The following is a 20,079-nucleotide window of genomic DNA, read 5'->3' as shown; positions in this document are numbered from 1 at the left end:
GGCGGCACCCTGCACGCCGAGGACACACCGGGCGGCGGCCTCACCATGGTGCTGAGCCTGCCCACGGCGGCGAGCCACCCGCCACCGCCGGAACCGGACCTGTCCACTACGGCGATCGCGTAGGACGGTCGAGCGACAGGCGCTGATGCCTCACGCCGTGGACGTGTGTACCAGCACGTCGTGCACGACTCTCAGCGGGAAGCGATCAGCCACCTGGATCGGCTGCTACAGCGCCGTCTGCCCGCAGCTTGACGGCAGGCCCATAGAACGACGCGTTGGTCGGCAGGTGTCTCACACGCGCTCGCCTGACCAGCGAGCGCGTGTGAGACCTTCCCGTCCCCGTAGCCGAGGGCATACGGCACCCGAACGCCTCCTGCGAACACAAGCTCGCCGCCGCCTACGCCCTGCGATGCATCAGGCATGGGGCGTCGGGGTCCGCACTCCGGCGGCGGCTGAGCTGCGCAGGTGACATATTCTCGGCCCATCTGCCATGCCTGCGGCCGGGGGGGATTCACGGCCGGGGCAGGCCCGAACCAATTGGGGATTCATGCGCGTGAAATCCATAGGTGCCGTCCTCACCGGCGCCCTGGCGCTTGCCGCCTCTGCCGTCACCGCCCCGGCCGCCTACGCGGCGGAGACCGGCGTGGTGATCCAGAAGCTGTCCGTGAACGGCGGCAAGCCCATCGTCCTCGGCACCTCCCAGAGCGAGTCGTTCACCATCTCGGTGACCGCCTCGGACGACTCGGGGATCAGCAAAGACCTCGCGTTCCTCCAGATCGACCGGGAGGTCGGCGACACCTACTGGTCATACCACGGCGCCCCGACGTGCACCGTGGTCAACGCCACCACCTCCACTTGCAAGCTCACCTTCAAGCTCGATTCGGGCTGGGGCGTGCCCCGCAACACCCTCGCGGGTAAGTGGGACGTGACCGTCCAACTCCAGTCCAAGGACGGCGACCTCTACAACAACGGCGGCGCCACCAAGCACTCGGTCCTGAGGCGGGGCACGCTCAGCGTCAACGCCGGGCCCGAGCCGGTAGCCAAGGGCAAGCCGATCACGGTCACGGGCAAGCTGGCCCGCGCCAACTGGGACAAGCGCGTCTACGCGGGCTACACCAACCAGCCCGTGAAGCTGCAGTTCCGCAAGGCGGGCACCACCACCTACACGACCCTCAAGACGGTCTACACCAACTCGACGGGCAACCTGTCGACGACGGTCACGGCAGCGGCCGACGGCTACTGGCGCTGGTCCTTCCCGGGCACGTCCACCACTTCGGCGGTCAACGCCACAGGCGACTACGTCGACGTGCGCTAACAGCCACTGGCGTCAAGCCTGCCGTCAAAGGCCCCGGAACATGATCGGTCCGGGGCCTTTTGCCTGGTGCCCCCGGCAGGATTCGAACCTGCGACACCCGTTTTAGGAGAGAGGCGGGGGGTCTTGCCGGTGGCCTGGGGCTTCGATACCAGGTCAGTCGGTCGGCAACTCGACCGCAGGACACCCCATTGACCGTGGCTGACCTCTGCATCTGGCACGGCAGTGGCACGAACCTCAGCCGATGATAGTCAGACCTTCTCCTCGAAGACCTTGACGCAGGTCGGGTCGAGCGCGTCGTGTTGCCCTCAACGTTCCGCTTGTCCGCCCCCGACATAACCGGGGGCGGGCGCTCGCGTGTGGTCAGCCGGCCTTCTGCTCTCGCAGTTCGTGGACGGTGGCGGTGAGGGTGCCGTCTTGCTGCTCGTAGTGGGAGAGGGCGACGCCGAGGCCGAAGAAAGTCGGAGCCCATTCGCCGACGAAGATGCCCCACCGGTCGGCGCGGGCGAGGCCGCCAACGGGCTCGACCTTCAGGGAGCCCAGCCAGGTGGCGACGGAGAGGCCGATGGAGGCCATGGCGGCCATGTAGGCGTGTTCGCTGCGGATGCCCATGTCGTGCATCTTCTTGATGACCATGTCGTGCTCCGTTCGCGAGGGGGTTGGTGTCCGTGTTCCTCACATTGCTGCATCCATTCGTCGCGTTTGCGTGGATATGTGACGCGGGTGGTTGGCGCGTAGCCTGGCAATGCTCGGGGCTGTCGCGGAGGTCTGCCATGCCGCGAACCATCTGGTCAGGTGCTATCTCGTTTGGCCTGGTCACCGTACCTATCCACATGGCGAGCGCTACCGAGAACAGGTCGATCCAGTTCCACCAGTACCACCTGGAGGACATGGGTCGGGTGCGGGTGCGGAAGGTGTGCGATCGGGAGGTCTCCCAGTCGGAGATCGGCAAGGGCTATTAGGTGTCTGAGGACAACGTCGTGCCTATCTCGGATGACGAGCTGCGGGACCTGCCGCTGCCGACGGCGAAGGCGATCGAGATCCAAGCGTTCGCGCCACTCGACTCCATCGATCCGACCGGTATCGGCGAGGGCCGCAGCAGCTTGTACGGCTTGGCCGCGACCTGGCCGTCAGGAACTGCAGGGACGACTGGTTCAAGCACTTTCACGACCTGCGGCACAAGGGCAACACACTGGCCTCCACGGCTGGGGCCAGCACACGCGAGTTGACGACGCGGATGGGGCACAGCAGCTCACGCGCCGCACTGATCTACCAGCACATGACCAGCGACCGTGATCGGGCCATCGCCGATCGGCTCGGGGCCATGATCCGCGAAGGTGGGGGAGAGGCTCCCGCGTAGGGGTTGTTGACTCCGCGTGGACTCCAGTGCCACGCGTGTGGCGCGACCTCGAACACGACGAAGGGCCAGCCTGGGAGGAAACCCCTCCTGAGCTGGCCCTTGGTTGTGTGCCCCCGGCAGGATTCGAACCTGCGACACCCGCTTTAGGAGAGCGGTGCTCTATCCCCTGAGCTACGAAGGCGACGGCGTTCAGTGTAGCGGGTGGGGCTGGTCCTTTACTGGTGGGCGGTCGGAGGTGGTGGGGTGGGCTTGACCTCAAGTTATGTTTAGGTTCTACGTTCTGCTTCATGCCTAAGACAGCACCGCACACCACGACGCAGCCGCTCCCACTCAAGATCGGCGTCCTCATCGGCAGCACCCGCCCCGGTCGCTTCGCCGACAAGGTCGCCCCCTGGTTCCTCTCCGAGGTCCGCCGACGCGACGACATGGACGTCCAAGTGATCGACCTGTCCGAGCCGGCCCTCGTCGACGAGCTCAAGCTCTCCTTCGAGCGAGCCGACGGTGGTGGTGGCGGGGACGATGTCCCGGGGCTCGCGCAGCGCATCGGCGGGCTCGACGGGTTTGTTGTGATCACGCCTGAGTACAACCACGGCTACCCGGCCTCCCTCAAGCTGGCCATCGACTACGTGTACAGCGAGTGGCGTGCCAAGCCGGTCGGGTTCGTGTCGTACGGGGGGATGGCCGGCGGCCAGCGGGCTGTGGAGCAGTTGCGGCAGGTCTTCGCCGAGCTGCATGCCGTCACGTTGCGCGACACCGTCAGTTTTCACATGGCCTGGGAGAGGTTCGACGAGCTCGGGCGGCCGTACGACGAGGAGGGGACCACCAAGGCCGCCGCCGTTCTGTTGGACCAGCTGGCCTGGTGGGGGGTGACCCTGCGGGAGGGGCGGGCGGCCCGGCCGTACGACGATTGAGGCAGCGACGGCCCGGCCGTACGACGGTTGAGGCACTGACGGCTGCCGCAGTGAACGGCTGAGGCAGCGGCGGCTGAGGCAGCGGCGGGAGCTCCGCCCGTCACGACAGGGGCACCCTCGTGAATCGGCCCGCCACCCTCAGGTCATCCTCGATCCGATCCGCCGTCGCCCGCAGCTCCGGCAGGATCTCCGTCACGATCTCCTCCACCGTGCGGCGGGCCGCGTGCAGGGCCACGTTCGTGGCGGCGACCGTTCTGCCCGTGCGGTCGCGGATGGGGACCGCGACGGAGCGCAGGCCCTTTTCCAGTTCCTCGTCGACCAGGGCGTAGCCCTGAGTCTGTACCTGCGTCTCGTCCGCCAGCAGTACCCGCCCCAGCGCCGTCGCCCCGGCCGGCAGCCGCGTGCCGATCGTGATGTCGGCGCTCAGGACGCGGCTGGTGGTCGCCCGGGCCGTGTACTGGATCTCCTCGCCCGATGCCGTCAGGACCGCGAGTGACGAGGACTCGTGGACCCTTGCCGACAGATCCGCCAGGTGCGGGGTCGCGATGCGGGAGAGGGACGTACGGGACAGGGGCGGGAAGCCCAGGGACAGCACGCGGGGCGTCAACGCGAACGTGCGCTCCGCGGCGCCCGGCGTCACCAGGCCCAGGTGCTCGTACGTGATCAGCGCCCGCCGTGCCGTCGCCCGGGCCAGCCCCGTCGCCTTCGCCACCTCCGTCAGCGTCAGCTCCGCCCGGCCCTCGCCGAAGGCCGTCAGGACGGTCAGGCCACGGGCCAGGGACTCGACGAAGTCCCTGCCCAGCTCGTGCTTCGATGCCCCCGTCCAGGCCGCCGACCCGGACGCCGACCCGGACACGGACGGGGACGCGGACTCCGCCTGCGTGCCCACCCCGCCCAGTTCCCCCTCCATGTCCGCCACCGCCCCCCGCAGCCGCGACAGCAGGGTCTCGCGCAAGTCCGCCGCCGAGTGCCGGCTCGTGTGGCTCACCACGCTCGCCACGCAGGCGATCCGGCCGGTGCGCGGATCTCGTACGGGTACGGACACCGCCACCAGGCCCGGCTCGATCAACTGGTCGTCCAACGCCCAGCCGTTCTCCCGCGCCCGGGACACGGCCAGTACGAACTCCTCGTCCACGCCTGCTCGTTCACGCGGCGGTACGGCCGGAAAGTCCCGGTCCTCAGGGTCCGCCGCCCGGCGTGCCCGCCAGCCCTGCCAGTCCTCGTCCGTCCACTCCGTCGCGAACAGCGGGCCCGGCGCGGTGCGTTCGGCCGGCAGCAGGTCGCCGATGCGGAAGCTGAGGGACATCGCGCGGCGGCGGGTGGCCTGATGGATGAAGCGGATGCCGTCGCGGTCGCCGACCGCCAGTGACACCGACTCGTCCAGCTCGTCGGCGAGGGCGTCCGCGCGGGCGTCGAGCAGTGCAGGCAGGCGCAGGGCGGACAGGTACGCGTTGCCCAGTTCCATCAGGCGGGGGGTGAGGATCACGTCCCGGCCGTCGAGACGGACGTACGCCATGCGCGCGAGGGTGGAGGTGATCCGGTCGACCGTCGAACGGGCGAGGCCGGTGGCTCGTTCCAATCCGCTCGCGCTCATCGTCCCGCCGGCCTCGGTCAGTCGCCGCAGCACGCCGACCCCTCGGATCAGCGGGGCGACCGCCTCGGCGGGTACGGCGGGTACGGCGGGTACGGCAGGGGAGCCGGCCGGTGGGGCGGCGGCGTTGCGGGTTGTATGCGTTGTATCGGTCATGTCGGCGGGCATCGGTTCTCCGGTACGGCGGTCAGGGCAGGCCTACCGGATTCCGGGGGTCCGCCGGGGTCGCCTTGGCCAGGCCTACCGTAATCCGGAGACATCGGGGTCGCCCTGGTAGGCCCACCGTATTCCGGAGTCCGCCAGGCATCGCCTGTCCCGACTGCCACCCTCGACTCCCATCCCCGACTCCCACCCCCCACTCCTACCCCCGACTGACTCGCACCCGGTAATCCCCCGAAAGGCCCGCTCCCGCTCCCGCTCCCGCCCCCGCCACCGCGATCCGCACCCCCCGCTTCGTGTCCCGGAACTCCTCCCCGGGGACGAAGGGCGCGTCGGAGAGTTCCGCGTGGACGTTGGGGCTGCGGGTGCAGCCGCCGCTGTCGCGTTGGGAGTCGTAGACCGTGATCGGGCCCTGGCCGGTGTCGATGTCGGCGTCGACCTTGTATATGAGGATGCCGGGACGGCAGACCGTCTCGTCGTTGCCCTCGCGGGTGCGCAGTTCGACGGCGTATCCGGTGCGGCGGTCGAGGGGGACGAAGACGAGTTTCGTGCCGCCCGGGCGGGCCAGCGGGGTGAGGCTGTACTCCGTCGTCCCGGGGGCCGTCGCACAGTGCACCTGGGGTGCGTCCAGCCAGCCGAGTTTCCACTTGTGCCAAGCGAGAAGGTCGTTGTTGGCGCCCCAGTCCTCGCTCATGATGTCCCAGTGGCCGACCGCGCCCCCGCCCTCCTGGGTGTAGAGGTCGGGGAGGCCGAAGACGTGGCCGTTCTCGTGGGGGAGGACGCGGTAGCCGGTCCGGTCGTAGGAGCCGGAGCCGTCGTCCTGGCGGGAGTAGACGAAGGACGCGTTCGACACCGGGACGCCGTCGGCGACCGGGGCCTCCGGGTTGCCGGCGAAGGTGACGGACAGGACGGTGTCGAGGGCGGAGGGGCCGGCGTTGGGTGTGACCAGGACGTTCAGGAAGTCGTACGACCGGAAGTCCACCCGGGGATCGGCCGTGGCCACGATGTCCTGGACCAGTTGCCGGTAGCCGGGGTCGAAGGGGGCGCCGCGCTCTATGTCGTAGGCGTGGAAAGGCTGGGGCATGCGCAGCCAGTCGGTGACCGGCGTTTCGGGGCGGTAGTCGAGACGGCCGTAGGAGCTGGTGCGGAACCATCGCTGGGTCTGCGGGAAGAACTCGTGGAAGCGGTCGAGAGCGCGGCCCGAGCCGGGCGCGTCGGAGAAGTCGACCATCAGGGTGAGGGCGCGGACGGTGCCGGTGGAGCGGGAGTAGCCGCCGGGGGTGGGGACGCCCTCGGTCATCTGGACCGTCGGGCTGCCGCTGATCATGCAGGGGAGATGTGCGGAGGTGCGGGCCAGCACGATGGGTCCGGCGCCGGCCGTGGTGGGGGCCGGCCTGAGGTGTCCGGTGCCGGCCGATGTGCTGACGGCGAGGGTCAGCACGGTCACGGAGGCGAGAGTGGCCATGCGGCGCGGGCGTATCCGACGGCTCGGCTGCATGCATGGCCCCTTCGGTCCGCGGCAGCCGCCGATCTGAAGGCTGCGCCCTTTCGATCACCCTGTGACGAGGGGTGCGCGGGCGCGCGCTGAAAGAGCCCGAACGTGGGTTTCCGGAACGGAGGGGGCGGGACTCGGGCCATCGGGTGGCGGGACCCGGGGGCATCAGGTGGAGGTGACTCAGTCACGCCATATGAATGTGACTCAGGTCACACAAGATCTGTGGGCGGGCAGGAAATAACCGGGGATCCCTTCCCCGTTTAGACCTGTGTCCGAGCGAAGTGGGGAGAGCTTCCCCGGATCACATCTCAACCGCAACACCACAGTCTCCGATCGCACACACAGCTCCGATCGCACACGCAACAACCTCTGATCGCACACGCAACAGCCTCTGATCGCACACCAGCAACCTGGAGTACACCGTGCAGACCGCGACCCCCGTGCAGCGCAAGACGCCCCGGCCGCGTGCCGACGCTCTGCGCAACCGGGAGCGGATCGTCGCCGCCGCCCGGGAGATGTTCGTCGAACTGGGCCCGGACGTCCCGCTCGACGACATCGCCCGCCGGGCCGGCGTCGGCAACGCCACGGTGTACCGCAACTTCCCGGACCGGGACGCCCTGGTCCGCGAGGTGGTCTGCTCGGTCATGGACCGGACCTCGGAGGCGGCCGAGCGGGCGCTGATGGAGACCGGGGACGCGTTCGAGGCGCTGGCACGCTTCCTGCACACCGCCGTCGACGAGCGGATCAGCGCGCTGTGCCCGATGGCCTCCAGCACGTTCGACCAGCACCACCCCGATCTGAAGGCCGCGCGCGAACGCTGCGATCAGCTCGTGGAGCAGCTCATGGGCCGGGCCAAGGCGGCCGGTCAGCTCCGTGCCGACGTGGGGATCGGCGACCTGATGGTCACCGCGATCCAGCTGAGCCGACCCCCGGCCGGTACGGACTGCTTCAGCATCGACCGCTTCGTTCACCGCCATCTGCAGCTGTTCCTGGACGGACTGCGGGCCCCGGCCCGCTCCACCCTGCCGGGTACGGCCGTGACCATGGAGGACCTCCGCAAGGCCTGACCGATGAGTTCGGCGCTGCGCGCCAGTCAGTGCACCGACTTCCGCGGCCGTCACCGATGACGAGCCGTCCCTGAAGAGCCGGCCGTCCTTGACGGCCCGACCTTCCTCAAGCCTTTCCTGAAGACACCCTTTTCGTCCCTTATACGACATCTTTTCCGTCACGAAGTCCCGGAGTGGGTACCACCATGTCTGAAACAGCCGTAAAGGCCCCTGGCGTCCCTGATGCCAACCGCTGGAAAGCGCTGACGTTCATAGCGCTCGCCCAGCTGATGGTCGTTCTCGACGCGACCATCGTGAACATCGCCCTGCCCTCCGCCCAGCAGGACCTGGGTATCTCCGACGGCAACCGGCAGTGGGTCATCACGGCCTACGCCCTCGCCTTCGGTGGTCTGCTGCTCTTCGGTGGCCGCATCGCCGACCTGTGGGGCCGTAAGCGCACCTTCGTCGCCGGTCTGATCGGCTTCGCCGGCGCGTCCGCCCTCGGCGGCGCGGCCACGAACGAGGCGATGATGCTCGGCGCCCGCGCCCTCCAGGGTGCGTTCGGCGCACTGCTCGCGCCCGCCGCGCTCTCGCTGCTCGCCGTGATGTTCACGGAGCCCAAGGAGCGCGCCAAGGCGTTCGGTATCTACGGTGCGATCGCCGGTGGCGGCGGCGCCGTGGGCTTCATCCTCGGCGGCGTCCTGACCGAGTACATGGACTGGCGCTGGACGTTCTTCGTCAACATCCCGTTCGCGGTCGTCGCGGCCGCGGGCGCGTACTTCGTCATCCGTGAGCCGGCCGGCGGCCGCAACCGTTCGCCGCTCGACATCCCGGGCGTCATCCTCTCCATCCTCGGTCTGGTCACGCTCGTCTACGCCTTCACCCGCGCCGAGTCCGACGGCTGGGGCGACTCCGTGACCGTCGGCCTGTTCGTCGCCTCGGTGGTGCTGCTCGCCGCGTTCGTCTTCACCGAGTCCAAGGTCAAGGCCCCACTGCTGCCGCTGCGCGTTCTCACCGAGCGCAACCGTGGCGGTGTCTACCTCTCCCTCGGCCTGGCGATCATCGCGATGTTCGGCCTGTTCCTCTTCCTGACCTACTACCTGCAGCTCGTGCTGGGCTACTCGCCGGTCAAGACCGGCCTCGCCTTCCTGCCGATGATCGGCGGCATGATGGTGGGCTCCACGCAGATCGGTACCCGCCTGATGACCCGGGTTCCCCCGCGCCTGCTGATGGCTCCGGGCTTCCTGGTCGCCGCGGTCGGCATGCTGTTCCTCACCCAGCTGGAGATCGGCTCCTCGTACGCCAGCGTGATCCTGCCGGGAATGGTGCTGCTCGGCCTCGGCATGGGTACGGCGTTCATGCCCGCCATGTCGCTGTCCACGCACGGAGTCGAGCCGCGTGACGCCGGTGTCGCCTCCGCGATGGTCAACACCTCGCAGCAGGTGGGCGGCGCGATCGGTACGGCCCTGCTGAACACGATCGCCGCCTCGGCGACGGCCTCGTACATCAAGGACCACATCGGCGGCGCCGGTTCCCAGGCCCAGCAGCAGCTGGTCCAGCTGGAGGGCCAGGTGCACGGCTACACCAACGCCATCTGGTTCGCCGTCGGCATCCTCGTGCTCGCCGCGGCGGTCGCCGCGACCTTCATCAACACCGGCCGCCCGGACACCGGCGCGGTGACCGGCTCCGGTGACGGTGTCGAGGACGAGCTGAGGGTGCCGGTGGTCGCGCACTGACGGCGACCATCCGGTCGTATCCCTTCGGGCCCCACGTACGTACGGGGAGGGGACGCCTCGTACGTACGCCCCAGCGGACCTGCCCCGGCTGCGCTCAGCGGAGCCAGGGCAGGTCCGCACCCGCTTCGTTCGGCTGAAGTCCCTCGGCGATGATCTGCATGATCTCGCCGAGGGATTTCTGCTGTTCGGGGGTGAGCCGGTCGAACAGCGCGTTCCGTACGACCGTCACATGGCCCGGTGCGGTCTGCTTCAGCGTCTCCAGGCCCTGGTCCGTGAGTACGGCGAACTGGCCCCGTTTGTCGGAGGGGCAGTCCTCGCGCCGTACCCAGCCGTTCTTCTCCAGGCGGGCGATGGCGTGGGACAGCCGGGAGCGGGTGATCTTCGCGTGCTTGGCCAGCTCGGTCATGCGCAGCCGCCGGTGCGGGGACTCGGCGAGCTTGACGAGGAGACCGTAGTAGATGTGGGGCATGCCCGCGTCACGCTGGAGCTGACGGTCCAGGTGGTCTTCGAGAAGGTAGGTGGCGTGCAGGTAGGAGCGCCAGACGAGCTGCTCCTCTTCGGTGAGCCAGCGCGGCTCTTCAGCGGGTGCGGATGCCGTGTTCATGTACTCCACTGTACGAGGGCTCTCCTTGAATCTTAAACAAACCGGGCGTATCCTCGGAGTTGTAATAGCTTGAGGTTTCAAGTGAACTATCGTGAACCGCCTCACGTGCGGGTTCTTCCGGAGGGAGCAGCCGTCATGTCCGCCGCCACCGAGGAGCGGATGCCCGCCCTCTACCTCAGCCACGGCGCCCCGCCGCTGGCGGACGACCCGGTCTGGCCCGGCGAACTGTCCGCCTGGTCGGCCGGACTGCCGCGGCCCAAGGCGATCCTCATGGTCTCCGCCCACTGGGAAGAGGCCCCGCTCGCCCTCGGCGCCACCGTGCCCGTCCCCCTCGTCTACGACTTCTGGGGCTTCCCCGAGCACTACTACCAGGTGAAGTACGCGGCTCCCGGCGCCCCCCGACTCGCCGAGTCCGTACGGAAGCTGCTGCGCACGGCCGGCACGCCCGTCCAGGACATCCCGGACCGCGGCCTCGACCACGGCGCCTACGTCCCGCTGGTGGAGATGTTCCCCGAGGCCGACATCCCGGTCCTGCAGGTCTCCATGCCGACCCTGGACCCGGTCCGCCTCATGGAGATCGGCCGCAAGCTCGCGCCGCTGCGCGACGAGGGCGTGCTGATCGTCGGCTCCGGCTTCTTCACCCACAACCTGGCCGCGCTGCGGCACACGGGCGGGGGAGTGCCCACCTGGTCGTCCGAGTTCGACGACTGGGGCCGCCGCGCCCTGGAGACCCGTGACTGGGACGCCCTGCTGGACTTCCTCCACAAGGCCCCGGCAGGCCGGTACGCCCACCCGCGCACCGAACACTTCGCCCCGCTGTTCGTGACGATGGGCGCGGCGGACGTGGCCGGTGAGCTGGACTCGCAGAAGTCCGTGATCGACGGGTTCTGGATGGGGATGGCGAAGCGGTCGGTGCAGTTCGGCTGAGACGATCATGGTTCGGCTGACGCGGCCAGGGTTCGCTGAGACGGTCACGGCTCGGCCGCGGCGGCCAGGGACCTGGTTCTGCGCGGCCTCTGAAGGACCTCTAGAGATCCTTCTCGTACCAGGCCACGTCCCAGTAGCGGCCGAACTTCCGGCCCACTTCCCGGTATGTGCCGACGGGCCGGAATCCGAAGCGTTCGTGCAGCCGCGTGGACGCTTCGTTGGGCTGTGCGATGCCCGCGTAGGCGCGGTGCAGGTCCTCGCCGGACAGCGCCTCGAAGAGGGACTTGTAGAGCAGCGTGCCGATGCCGCGGCCGCCCGCGTGGGGGGCGAGGTAGATGGTGACCTCGACGGAGGTCGAGTAGGCGGGCTTGGCGCGATAAGGGCTGGATGTGGCGTAGCCCAGAATCTCCTGTGTGTCCGCATGCGTGGCAACCATCAGGCGATGCGGGCCGTCTTCAGGGTGGGAGAGCAGCCAAGGGCGGCGCTCCTCCGGAGTGAAGACGGCGGTGTCGAATGTGATGGACGTCTCACGAACGTAGTGGTTGTAGATGCCGGTGAGAGCGGCGAGGTCACAGTCGACTCCCGGCCTGACCTGCACCTCTGTACGTTCCGACGGCATCGCTCCTCCTCGTGTGGCCGGGCAGGATACTGCATGATCAGAAAAATACAGGGGTGGGTTGGGAATTCTGTCCGGATTCCAGTCGTTGTTTCCATCGGATGCCGGGCACCCGAGGAGAGTGCCGAGTGTCCAGGACCACCCGCTGACCTCACCACGCAAGGGAGCACGCATGGCAACCCGTGCCGTCGCCCGTCGTCAGTCCGCCACCGGCGGGACCGACGCGGCAAGCAGTGTTCGCACCCATGGCGGCGAGATCGCCGACCGCGACCTGGTCGGCATGTATCTCGACGAGATCGCGCGCACACCGCTGCTCGACGCCGCCAAGGAAGTCGAGCTGTCCCAGATCATCGAGGCCGGTGTCTTCGCCCAGCAGCTCCTCGACGGGTTCGAGGAGTCGAAGTCGCCCGCGACCCGCGAGGAGCTCGAGGCCCTGGTGGCCGACAGCGAGCGGGCCAAGGACGTCTTCATCCGCTCCAACCTGCGTCTGGTCGTCGCTGTGGCCCGGCGCTACCCCCGCAGCGGCCTCCCGCTCCTCGACCTCATCCAGGAGGGCAACGCCGGCCTGGTGCGCGCCGTCGAGAAGTTCGACTACCGCAAGGGCTTCAAGTTCTCGACGTACGCGACCTGGTGGATCCGTCAGGCGATCACCCGCTCGATAGCGGACCAGTCGCGCACCATCCGCCTGCCCGTCCACCTGGTGGAGGAGCTGGGCCGGATCCGGCGCGTGCAGCGCGAGTTCAACCGTGAGCACGGCCGCGACCCGGAGCCCGCGGAGATCGCCGCCGAGCTCGACTCGAACGCCGACCGTGTGACGGACGTCCTGGACTGGGCCCGCGACCCGGTCTCCCTGAACATGCCGGTGGACGACGCGGGCGAGACCCAGTTCGGCGACCTCCTGGAGGACGCCTCGGCGGTCTCCCCCGAGCAGTCCGTCCTGACCCTGCTGCGCAGCGAGGAGCTCGACGACCTCATCGGCCGCCTCGACCAGCGCACGGCCTCCATCATCAAGATGCGGTACGGCATCGAGGACGGCCGGGAGCGCACGCTGACCGAGGTCGGCAAGGAGCACGGCCTGACGCGCGAGCGGATCCGCCAGATCGAGAAGCACGCGCTGCTGGAGCTGAAGAAGCTGGCGCGGGACACCGGGTTCGACGCGGCGGCCTGACATCCCGCGCGGGCGCGGCGCCGGGGAGCGTATGTCGGCGGCCGCGTACGCCGGGTGGCGAAAGACAGCGCAAACATGGCGTTGTAACGCCGCTTCAACCGGCGGAGCCAGGGAACAAGACTTCAGGGTCCAGGAGTTCGAGCGGGCCGGGACGACGTCCCGCCGCCGCACTCCGCGGCCCTCCGACCCACCGAGCCACGTCCCGACGCACACCCCCCCCGGCGCCGGGACTCCCCGAGCCGGGCTCCGGCGCCCCTCCCCCCGGGCGCCGGAGCCCGGCTTTTTTCGCTCTCTGCGGCCCGCCGCATCGGCGAGCCCGTCGCCGTCGTCCTCGGCAGTGGTGCCGCCGACACCGCCGTCGTCCTCGGTGCGCCGCTTCCGCGCCGGCTCCACGCTGTACCGGGCCGCTTCCGCGCTGTACCGGGCCGCGGTACCGGGCCCGGGCCCGGGCAGGCTGGGATGGCGGGCCACCCCGTACCTGAACCCCGGGGTGGCCCGCCGGATGGCAGATTCTGTCACATGGGCATAGCCTGCCGAACGTGAGCAGCCCCACCCACCCCTCTTCGGCGACCTCCGTCTCCCTCACCGAACGACGCAAGGCCGCGACCCGCATGGACATCGCCAGAGTGGCCGCCGGTCTCTTCGTGAAGCACGGCCTGCGGGCCACCCGGGCCGAGGACATCGCCCAGGCCGCGGGAATCGCCCCGCGCACCTTCTACCGCTACTTCGCGACCAAGGAGGAGGCCGTCGCCCCGCTCTACGCGGCGGGCGCCCAGCGCTGGGCGGAGGCGGTCCGCGAGGCACCCGCCGATCTGTCCGTGCAGCAGGCCCTGGAACACGCGGCCCGCCACACGTTGACGCCGGGCGTCGGAGTGTCCGCGGCGTCCTGGGAGTGGGTCCGCACCCTGATCCGGCTGGCGGAGGCCGACCCGGGGCTCGGCAAGGTGTGGGCGGAGGTCTGCCAGGCGGGGGAGCGGACGCTGGCCGACGTACTGGCGGAGCGACTCACGCCGAGTGACGACAACGTTGCCGATTCCCCCCACGTCTCACCCCACCTGCGCTTCGCCGCCGCCGTGGCAAGCGCCGCGGTACGTACGGCGGTTGAGGCGTGGGCCACGGGAGACGCCCCGGCCGCCGGATCCGAGGGGCCGACGGGGCTGGCGCTGCGTCACCTCGGGGCCCTGGGGGAGTTCCCGTGGGAGGGGCGCCGGGCCTGAAGGACGGCCCCGATGGCTGACTGAACACCGGCGATCCGGTGAGCTGTTGGCCCGCTTGGCGGCCCATCGTGGGCTCGGCACGGAGGCGTTGGCGGAAGGGGGGCGGGGCCGCGGTCCCCGAAGCCGAGCCGCGCCCGGTGTGCGGGGCGCGGCACCGAGCCCCGCGCTGCCGCACGGGCTGGCTCTGCGGAGGCCTGCGCCGGAGGACCCCGTCCGGGACCGACGTCGGCTGCCAGGCCGGAGCCCCCGCACTGCCGCACGGGCTGGCTCCGCGCGGCCTACTGCCGCACGAACCCGTGGTGGCCCGACGTCGGCGCCAGGCTGGAGCCCCTGCACTGCCGCACCCGCTGGCTCCGCGACTGCCTACCCCCGTACGACCCCGTACGACCCCGTACGACCCCGCGAGGGCCGGCATCGGCCGCCAAGCCGGACACCCGCGGACGCGCTGCTGGAGGTGGGAAACGGACGGCGGGAGGCGGAAGGCGGGAGGCGGAAGGCGGAAGGCGGGAGGCGAGAGGCCGGCCGCGGTTAGTTCGGGCCGACCCCGCTCTAGGCGGGAGGCGGAAGGCGGGAGACGGGAGGCGAGAGGCCGGCCGCGGTCAGTTCGGGGCCGACCCCGCCCGGACCATGCGCGCGCCCAACTCTTGTACGCACCGCACAAGTTCCCGCGGCTCCTGGACGGTGAAGTCGTGTCCCAGCATCGCCAGCCGCACCGCCAGCCACTCCACCGGATCCCCGACCGATCCCCGCAACCGGCATCGGCCCTCGCCCAGCGGTTCGGGCACCCCGAGCCACTCCGGGACCCGGGCGGCGACGACCTCGGCCGGGGCGTCGAACGTCACGGTGAAGCCGTACGTCTCCTGCCGGCCGCTGATCGACCGGCGCAGGTACTCCGCCGCGTCCCCCGTGGGCAGTTCGCGCGGCGCGAACCGTGCGCCGGTCGCGAAGGGGTCGCTCACCCGGTCGACGCGGAAGGTGCGCCAGTCGTCACGGTCGAGGTCGTAGGCGACGAGGTACCAGCGCCGCCCGGTGGACACCAGCCGGTACGGCTCGACCACGCGGCGCGAGTCGGCCCCGTCCTTCGCGCGGTAGGCGAACCGCAGCCGCTCCCGTCCGGCCACCGTGGAGGCCATGACGGTCAGCGTCTCGGGCGCGATGCTCGCCCCGTCCCCGCTGGTCAGCGGTGTGGTCGCGGCCTGGAGGGTGGCGACGCGGTGCCGCAGCCGGGACGGCAGCACCTGTTCCAGTTTGGCCAGTGCCCGTACGGAGGCCTCCTCCACGCCCTCGACCGCGTGCCCGGCGCCGGCCCGCAGGCCGACGGCGATGGCGACCGCCTCCTCGTCGTCGAGCAGGAGCGGCGGCATCGCCTTGCCCGCGACGAGCCGGTAGCCGCCGTCGGCGCCCATGGTCGCCTGCACGGGATAGCCGAGTTCCCGCAGCCGGTCGATGTCCCGCCGGACCGTACGGCGGGAGACCCCGAGCCGGTCGGAGAGTTCGCCGCCGGGCCACTCGCGGGGCGTCTGGAGGAGGGAGAGGAGTTGGAGGAGTCGGGCCGGAGTGTCCGTCGTCATGAGATCGAGGATGCCGCACAAGTAGGACACGACCTGTCCTAGTGCGGTCATAGCTTGTGGGACATGACCTCCACCGAGCCCACCCTCAGTGCGGCGGGCGACCGGCGTCGCTGGTTCGCTCTCGCCATCGTGATGACCGCGGCCTTCATGGACCTCGTCGACGTCACCATCGTCAACATCGCCATCCCGTCGATCCAGCAGGACGCCGGCGCCTCCTTCAGCCAGATCCAGTGGATCACCGCCGGGTACGCGCTGGCCTTCGCGGCCGGTCTGATCACCGGCGGACGGCTCGGCGACATCCACGGCCGCAAGCGGCTGTTCCTGATCGGCATGGGGGGCTTCACCCTCGCCTCCGCACTGTGCGGCTTCGCCGCGGGCCCGGAGATGCTGGTCGCCTCCCGCATCCTGCAGGGCGGCATGGCGGCGCTGATGGTCCCGCAGGTCCTGTCGATCGTGCACGCCACCTTCCCGGCCCACGAGCGGGGCAAGGTCTTCGGGCTCTTCGGCGCGATCGTCGGCCTGGGCGCGGTCTCCGGCCCGCTGCTGGGCGCGCTGCTGACGGAGTGGAACCTGTTCGGGCTCGAATGGCGGCCCATCTTCCTGATCAACCTGCCGGTCGGCATCGTGGGTCTGCTTCTGGGCAGCCGCTTCATCACCGAGTCCAAGGCGCCGAAGGCGCTGAAGCTGGACCTGGTGGGCGTCGCGCTGGTGACGCTGGGCCTGCTGATGCTGATCTACCCGCTCACCCGCGGCGAGGAGCTGGGCTGGCCGCTGTGGGGTCACGTGTCGATGGGCGGCTCGCTCGTGGTGCTCGGCGCGCTGGTGGCGTACGAGCGGCGCAAGACGGCGCGTGACGGGTCCCCGCTGATCGAGCTGTCGCTCTTCCGCGTCAAGAGCTTCGCCGCCGGTATCGCCGTGCAGACCGTCTTCGGGGTCGCGCTGGGCATCTTCTTCCTGGTGTGGACCATGTACATGCAGATGGGCCTGGGCTGGACCCCGCTTCGGGCCGGGCTGACCGGCGTGCCGTTCTCGATCGCCGTGTCCCTGGCGGCCGGTCTGTCCGTGCAGAAGTTGGTGCCGCGCTTCGGCCGCAGGGTGCTCCAGGCGGGCGCGCTGGTGATGGGGGCCGGAGTGCTCCTCTACATCTGGGAGTCCGAGCGGTTCGGCCTCGGCATCGCGTCCTGGCAGATGGCGCTGCCGCTGGTCGTGATGGGCGCGGGCATGGGCCTGATCGTCGCCCCGCTGACGGACGCGGTGCTGTCGGGGGTGCCGCGTGAGCATGCGGGTTCGGCGTCGGGGCTCATCAACACCGTGCAGCAGATGGGCAACGCGCTGGGGCTCGGACTGGTGTCGGTGGTCTTCTTCGGAGTGATCGCCGACGACCTGCGGCCTGCCCAGGTGGGCCCGGCCTTCGTGGACGGCTTCCAGAGCGCGCTGTGGTGGGTGGCCGCGGTGATGGGCGTCATCTTCCTGCTGATGTTCGCGCTGCCGAAGCGGCCGGCGCAGCACGTGGAAGGTGCCGGGGCGGAGCTTGCGGTGGTGGACGAGAGGGAGCCCGAGCTCGTGTCCTGAGCGGCGGGGAAAGCAGGGCCCGGCACCTGGGGAGGTGCCGGGCCCTGCTGTCGTGTCCGGGCGGGACCGATGCCACACTCGGGCGGGACCGATGCCACACTCGGGCGGGAGCGATGCTGCACTCGGCGGGACCGAGGCCACTCGGACGGGACCGATACCGCACTCGGACAGAAACAGAAGTCCGTTCATGCCCGAATCACGTCCGAACCTGTTTACTTTCTGGTAATCCGGGCGTAGCGTGCCTGCGAAACCACAGGTTCGGGCACAGGTCGGAGGCGAACGGGCATGTACGCACCGGAGCGGCAGCAGGAGATCCTCCGGCTGGCCCGTGACGGCGGCCGCGTGGACGTGGTGTCGCTGGCCGAGGAGTTCCAGGTCACGGCGGAGACGATCCGCCGCGACCTGAAGGCCCTCGACCGCGCCGGCCTCCTGCGCCGGGTGCACGGCGGCGCCATCCCGGCCGGCCGCCTCGACTTCGAGCCGGACCTCGCCGAACGCGAGACGACGGCGGCCGACGAGAAGGACCACATCGCCAAGGCGGCCGTCGCCGAACTGCCGACCGAGGGCACGATGCTCCTCGACGCCGGCACGACCGTGGCGCGGCTGGCCGGCGCGATCCCCCTGGAGGCGGCGCTCACCGTCGTCACGCACTCCCTGCCGATCGCCGCCCGCCTCGCGGACCACCCCGGCATCCAGCTCCACCTCGTCGGGGGACGCGTACGGCACCGTACGCGCGCCGCCGTGGACGCCTGGGCGCTGCGGGCGTACGGCGAGATCCGAGCCGATGTCCTTTTCGTGGCGGCCAACGGCTTCTCCGCCGAGCACGGCCTGACCACCCCCGACCTCGCCGAGGCCGCGGTCAAGCGCGCGGCGATCGCCGCGGCCCGCCGCGTGGTGCTGCTCGCCGACTCCTCCAAGCACGGCCAGGAGCACTTCGCCCGCTTCGGCGACCTGAGCGACGTGGACCTGCTGATCACCGACAGCGGGCTGAGCCCCGAAGACGCCGCCGCGATCGAGCGCGGCGGCACGGAAGTAGTGCGCGCATGATCCTCACCGTCACCCCGAACCCGTCCCTGGACCGTACCTACGAGGTCCCTGCGCTCGACCGCGGCGAGGTCATCCGCGCCACCGGCGAGCGCATGGACCCGGGCGGCAAGGGCGTGAACGTCTCGCGCGCCGTCTCGGCCGCCGGACAGCGCACGGTCGCGGTCCTGCCCCTGGGTGGTGCGCCGGGCGCGCTCGTCGCCGCCCTGCTCGACGCCCAGGGCATCGAGGTCGCGCCGGTGCCGGTCGCCGGAGCCACCCGCTCGAACATCGCGCTCGCGGAGTCGGACGGCGTCCTCACGAAGATCAACGCGCCGGGTCCCGAACTGTCGGCGGAGGAGCAGGAGCTGCTCCTGGAGACGGTGCGCGCGCAGTCCCGCGACGCCGACTGGATCGCCTGCTGCGGAAGCCTGCCGCGAGGCCTCGGACCGTCCTGGTACGCGGCGCTCGTCGCACGGGCGCACGCCGCCGGCAAGCGCATCGCGCTGGACACCTCGGGACCCGCGCTCCTCGCGGCGCTGCGCGAGCGGCCCGACGTGGTGAAGCCGAACGCCGAGGAGCTCGCGGAGGCCGTCGGGCGCCCCCTGTCCACGGTGGGCGACGCCGTGAAGGCCGCCGAGGAGCTGCGCGAGATGGGCGCCCGTGCCGTGCTGGCGAGCCTGGGCGCCGACGGGCAGCTGCTCGTGGACGACGCGGGCGCCTGGTTCGGCACCGCGCGCGTCGAGGTCGTACGCAGCAACGTGGGCGCCGGTGACTCCTCCCTCGCCGGCTTCCTGATCGCCGGCGGCAGTGGGCCGCAGGCACTCGCCTCGGCGGTCGCGCACGGCGCTGCGGCCGTCCAACTGCCCGGCAGCGTGATGCCGACGCCGGCCGACCTGGATCCGGCGGCGGTGACGGTCACCACCGAGGTGCCGGTGGACCGAGTACTGAAGGAGCCGGTGTCATGACCTGCTTCGTGTTCTCCGGCGTCCTCACCGGACCGGCCGTGAAGCGGCGAGGCTCCCTGTTACTCGCCGCGGCCGATGGGAGGCAGGGCCACCTGAGCCGGCCCGCCGCCCGGAGGGGGCGGGGCTTCCCCGGTCCCGCCTCCTCCACCGCCCCCGCCACCCCCCACTGCACCCCCGTCCCCGTCCCCGCCCCCGCCCACCACACCCCCCGGGCGATACGCGTGCGAAGGAGCCCGCGATGAGCGAGATGATCACCGCGGACCTGGTCGACCTCGACCTGTCCGCCGATACCAAGGAAGCGGCGGCGCGTGCCCTCGCCGAGCGCATGGTCGCCCTGGGCCGGGTGACCGACCTGGAGGGCTTCCTCGCCGACGTGGCCGCCCGTGAGGCACAGATGCCGACCGGCCTCGACGGCGGCATCGGCATCCCGCACTGCCGCAGCGAGCACGTCACCGAGCCGACGCTCGCCTTCGGGCGCAGCACCACCGGCATCGACTTCGGCGCGCCGGACGGCCCCGCCGACCTGATCTTCCTGATCGCCGCCCCCGCGGGCGCCGACGACGCCCACCTGACGATCCTGTCCTCGCTCGCCCGGCAGCTGATGAACGCCGAGTTCACCGACGCACTGCGCGCGGCGGGCGACGCGGCTGCCGCCGCGGCACTGATCCGCGGCGACGAAGAGGCCTCCGGTGCCTCCGAAGACTCCGTGGCGGCTTCGGCGGCGGCCTCCGCCGAACCCGCCACCGGCACCGACCCAGACTCCGAACGCGACAACCACGGGCCGCCGGTCCCGAAAGAAGCCC

General features: G+C 70.5%; 17 protein-coding genes, 2 tRNA genes and 2 pseudogenes. 13 read left to right on the top strand and 8 right to left on the bottom strand.

Features of this window, described 5'->3' with window-relative positions; genetic code table 11:
* Window positions 1–547: 547 nt before the first annotated feature.
* A complete protein-coding gene (locus ACFWWR_RS22035; RefSeq protein ID WP_383877658.1) occupies window positions 548–1,315 on the top strand; it encodes a hypothetical protein in 768 nt (255 codons plus the stop codon).
* Between the two features lie 64 nt (window positions 1,316–1,379).
* On the opposite strand, the gene ACFWWR_RS22030 is transcribed toward ACFWWR_RS22035, so the two are convergent.
* Together ACFWWR_RS22030 and ACFWWR_RS22025 are read right to left on the bottom strand one after the other, a co-directional pair.
* Window positions 1,380–1,456, bottom strand: a tRNA-OTHER gene (locus ACFWWR_RS22030).
* Window positions 1,457–1,675: 219 nt separating this feature from the next.
* Window positions 1,676–1,948, bottom strand: coding sequence for a hypothetical protein (locus ACFWWR_RS22025; protein ID WP_383877657.1), 273 nt, complete (start codon window positions 1,946–1,948; stop codon window positions 1,676–1,678).
* Window positions 1,949–2,085: 137 nt separating this feature from the next.
* Between ACFWWR_RS22025 and ACFWWR_RS22020 the strand changes: the two are divergent.
* A pseudogene (locus ACFWWR_RS22020) lies at window positions 2,086–2,406 on the top strand (Ku protein); the annotation flags it as partial.
* A pseudogene (locus ACFWWR_RS22015) lies at window positions 2,403–2,672 on the top strand (site-specific integrase); the annotation flags it as partial. The pseudogenes ACFWWR_RS22020 and ACFWWR_RS22015, both read left to right, overlap by 4 nt.
* A 108-nt stretch (window positions 2,673–2,780) precedes the next feature.
* Here ACFWWR_RS22015 and ACFWWR_RS22010 read toward each other — a convergent pair.
* A tRNA-Arg gene (locus ACFWWR_RS22010) sits at window positions 2,781–2,853 on the bottom strand.
* A gap of 106 nt (window positions 2,854–2,959) precedes the next feature.
* On the opposite strand from ACFWWR_RS22010, the gene ACFWWR_RS22005 reads away from it, so the two are divergent.
* A complete protein-coding gene (locus ACFWWR_RS22005) occupies window positions 2,960–3,583 on the top strand; it encodes an NADPH-dependent FMN reductase (protein ID WP_384304885.1) in 624 nt (207 codons plus the stop codon).
* 100 nt (window positions 3,584–3,683) lie between these two features.
* Here the strand turns inward: ACFWWR_RS22005 and ACFWWR_RS22000 are convergent, their stop codons facing one another.
* Together ACFWWR_RS22000 and ACFWWR_RS21995 are read right to left on the bottom strand one after the other, a co-directional pair.
* Window positions 3,684–5,342, bottom strand: coding sequence for an IclR family transcriptional regulator C-terminal domain-containing protein (locus ACFWWR_RS22000; protein ID WP_384304882.1), 1,659 nt, complete (start codon window positions 5,340–5,342; stop codon window positions 3,684–3,686).
* A 193-nt stretch (window positions 5,343–5,535) separates the two neighbouring features.
* Window positions 5,536–6,831 carry a M6 family metalloprotease domain-containing protein gene (locus ACFWWR_RS21995; RefSeq protein WP_383877652.1) on the bottom strand — a complete coding sequence of 432 codons (1,296 nt, stop codon included), beginning with the start codon at window positions 6,829–6,831 and terminating at the stop codon, window positions 5,536–5,538.
* Window positions 6,832–7,250: 419 nt separating this feature from the next.
* Here ACFWWR_RS21995 and ACFWWR_RS21990 point away from each other — a divergent pair, with 419 nt between their 5' ends.
* Window positions 7,251–7,895: a TetR/AcrR family transcriptional regulator gene (locus ACFWWR_RS21990; protein WP_383877650.1), complete on the top strand. Its 645-nt coding sequence runs from the start codon at window positions 7,251–7,253 to the stop codon at window positions 7,893–7,895.
* Window positions 7,896–8,080: 185 nt separating this feature from the next.
* Window positions 8,081–9,610 (top strand): MFS transporter, encoded by a 1,530-nt coding sequence (locus tag ACFWWR_RS21985; RefSeq protein ID WP_383877648.1) that lies wholly within the window; start codon window positions 8,081–8,083, stop codon window positions 9,608–9,610.
* 94 nt (window positions 9,611–9,704) lie between these two features.
* Here the strand turns inward: ACFWWR_RS21985 and ACFWWR_RS21980 are convergent, their stop codons facing one another.
* Window positions 9,705–10,214, bottom strand: coding sequence for a MarR family winged helix-turn-helix transcriptional regulator (locus ACFWWR_RS21980; RefSeq protein WP_383877646.1), 510 nt, complete (start codon window positions 10,212–10,214; stop codon window positions 9,705–9,707).
* A 135-nt stretch (window positions 10,215–10,349) separates the two neighbouring features.
* On the opposite strand from ACFWWR_RS21980, the gene ACFWWR_RS21975 reads away from it, so the two are divergent.
* Window positions 10,350–11,141, top strand: coding sequence for a dioxygenase (locus tag ACFWWR_RS21975; protein ID WP_383877644.1), 792 nt, complete (start codon window positions 10,350–10,352; stop codon window positions 11,139–11,141).
* Window positions 11,142–11,241: 100 nt separating this feature from the next.
* Here ACFWWR_RS21975 and ACFWWR_RS21970 read toward each other — a convergent pair whose 3' ends face one another.
* Complete coding sequence (locus ACFWWR_RS21970; protein WP_383877642.1) at window positions 11,242–11,760, bottom strand: GNAT family N-acetyltransferase; 519 nt, start codon at window positions 11,758–11,760, stop codon at window positions 11,242–11,244.
* Window positions 11,761–11,929: 169 nt separating this feature from the next.
* On the opposite strand from ACFWWR_RS21970, the gene ACFWWR_RS21965 reads away from it, so the two are divergent.
* Together ACFWWR_RS21965 and ACFWWR_RS21960 are read left to right on the top strand one after the other, a co-directional pair.
* Window positions 11,930–12,925, top strand: coding sequence for an RNA polymerase sigma factor RpoD/SigA (locus ACFWWR_RS21965; RefSeq protein WP_383877640.1), 996 nt, complete (start codon window positions 11,930–11,932; stop codon window positions 12,923–12,925).
* Between the two features lie 611 nt (window positions 12,926–13,536).
* Window positions 13,537–14,142: a TetR/AcrR family transcriptional regulator gene (locus ACFWWR_RS21960; protein ID WP_383859134.1), complete on the top strand. Its 606-nt coding sequence runs from the start codon at window positions 13,537–13,539 to the stop codon at window positions 14,140–14,142.
* Between the two features lie 599 nt (window positions 14,143–14,741).
* Here the strand turns inward: ACFWWR_RS21960 and ACFWWR_RS21955 are convergent.
* A complete protein-coding gene (locus ACFWWR_RS21955; RefSeq protein ID WP_384304879.1) occupies window positions 14,742–15,713 on the bottom strand; it encodes a helix-turn-helix transcriptional regulator in 972 nt (323 codons plus the stop codon).
* A gap of 63 nt (window positions 15,714–15,776) precedes the next feature.
* Here ACFWWR_RS21955 and ACFWWR_RS21950 point away from each other — a divergent pair, with 63 nt between their 5' ends.
* The 4 genes from ACFWWR_RS21950 to ACFWWR_RS21935 form a co-directional block, all read left to right on the top strand.
* Entirely contained in the window at window positions 15,777–17,285 is a 1,509-nt protein-coding gene (locus ACFWWR_RS21950; protein WP_383859088.1) for an MFS transporter, read from the top strand.
* Window positions 17,286–17,570: 285 nt separating this feature from the next.
* Window positions 17,571–18,332 (top strand): DeoR/GlpR family DNA-binding transcription regulator, encoded by a 762-nt coding sequence (locus tag ACFWWR_RS21945; RefSeq protein WP_383859085.1) that lies wholly within the window; start codon window positions 17,571–17,573, stop codon window positions 18,330–18,332.
* Window positions 18,329–19,276 carry a 1-phosphofructokinase gene (gene pfkB, locus ACFWWR_RS21940; RefSeq protein ID WP_384304877.1) on the top strand — a complete coding sequence of 316 codons (948 nt, stop codon included), beginning with the start codon at window positions 18,329–18,331 and terminating at the stop codon, window positions 19,274–19,276. Before ACFWWR_RS21945 ends, pfkB begins: the two co-directional genes overlap by 4 nt.
* Window positions 19,277–19,514: 238 nt before the next feature.
* On the top strand, window positions 19,515–20,079 hold a 565-nt coding region (locus ACFWWR_RS21935), incomplete at its 3' end, for a PTS sugar transporter subunit IIA (protein WP_384304874.1).

Origin of the sequence: Streptomyces sp. NPDC058678 (genome assembly GCF_042714835.1) — a bacterium.
Lineage (GTDB): Bacteria > Actinomycetota > Actinomycetes > Streptomycetales > Streptomycetaceae > Streptomyces.
The sequence above is the reverse complement of the archived record's forward strand: the minus strand, read 5'-3'. Positions and strand labels throughout refer to the sequence as shown.

Bases quoted from the DNA above. Each gene is read 5' to 3' on its own strand.
- ACFWWR_RS21960 (WP_383859134.1), top strand. From the start codon at position 13,537: ATGGACATCGCCAGAGTGGCCGCCGGTCTCTTCGTGAAGCACGGCCTG.
- ACFWWR_RS22035 (WP_383877658.1), top strand. From the start codon at position 548: ATGCGCGTGAAATCCATAGGTGCCGTCCTCACCGGCGCCCTGGCGCTT.
- ACFWWR_RS22000 (WP_384304882.1), bottom strand. From the start codon at position 5,342: ATGCCCGCCGACATGACCGATACAACGCATACAACCCGCAACGCCGCC.
- pfkB (WP_384304877.1), top strand. From the start codon at position 18,329: ATGATCCTCACCGTCACCCCGAACCCGTCCCTGGACCGTACCTACGAG.
- ACFWWR_RS21980 (WP_383877646.1), bottom strand. From the start codon at position 10,214: ATGAACACGGCATCCGCACCCGCTGAAGAGCCGCGCTGGCTCACCGAA.
- ACFWWR_RS21945 (WP_383859085.1), top strand. From the start codon at position 17,571: ATGTACGCACCGGAGCGGCAGCAGGAGATCCTCCGGCTGGCCCGTGAC.
- ACFWWR_RS22005 (WP_384304885.1), top strand. From the start codon at position 2,960: ATGCCTAAGACAGCACCGCACACCACGACGCAGCCGCTCCCACTCAAG.
- ACFWWR_RS21965 (WP_383877640.1), top strand. From the start codon at position 11,930: ATGGCAACCCGTGCCGTCGCCCGTCGTCAGTCCGCCACCGGCGGGACC.
- ACFWWR_RS21955 (WP_384304879.1), bottom strand. From the start codon at position 15,713: ATGACGACGGACACTCCGGCCCGACTCCTCCAACTCCTCTCCCTCCTC.
- ACFWWR_RS21950 (WP_383859088.1), top strand. From the start codon at position 15,777: ATGACCTCCACCGAGCCCACCCTCAGTGCGGCGGGCGACCGGCGTCGC.
- ACFWWR_RS21970 (WP_383877642.1), bottom strand. From the start codon at position 11,760: ATGCCGTCGGAACGTACAGAGGTGCAGGTCAGGCCGGGAGTCGACTGT.
- ACFWWR_RS21985 (WP_383877648.1), top strand. From the start codon at position 8,081: ATGTCTGAAACAGCCGTAAAGGCCCCTGGCGTCCCTGATGCCAACCGC.
- ACFWWR_RS22025 (WP_383877657.1), bottom strand. From the start codon at position 1,948: ATGGTCATCAAGAAGATGCACGACATGGGCATCCGCAGCGAACACGCC.
- ACFWWR_RS21995 (WP_383877652.1), bottom strand. From the start codon at position 6,831: ATGCAGCCGAGCCGTCGGATACGCCCGCGCCGCATGGCCACTCTCGCC.
- ACFWWR_RS21975 (WP_383877644.1), top strand. From the start codon at position 10,350: ATGTCCGCCGCCACCGAGGAGCGGATGCCCGCCCTCTACCTCAGCCAC.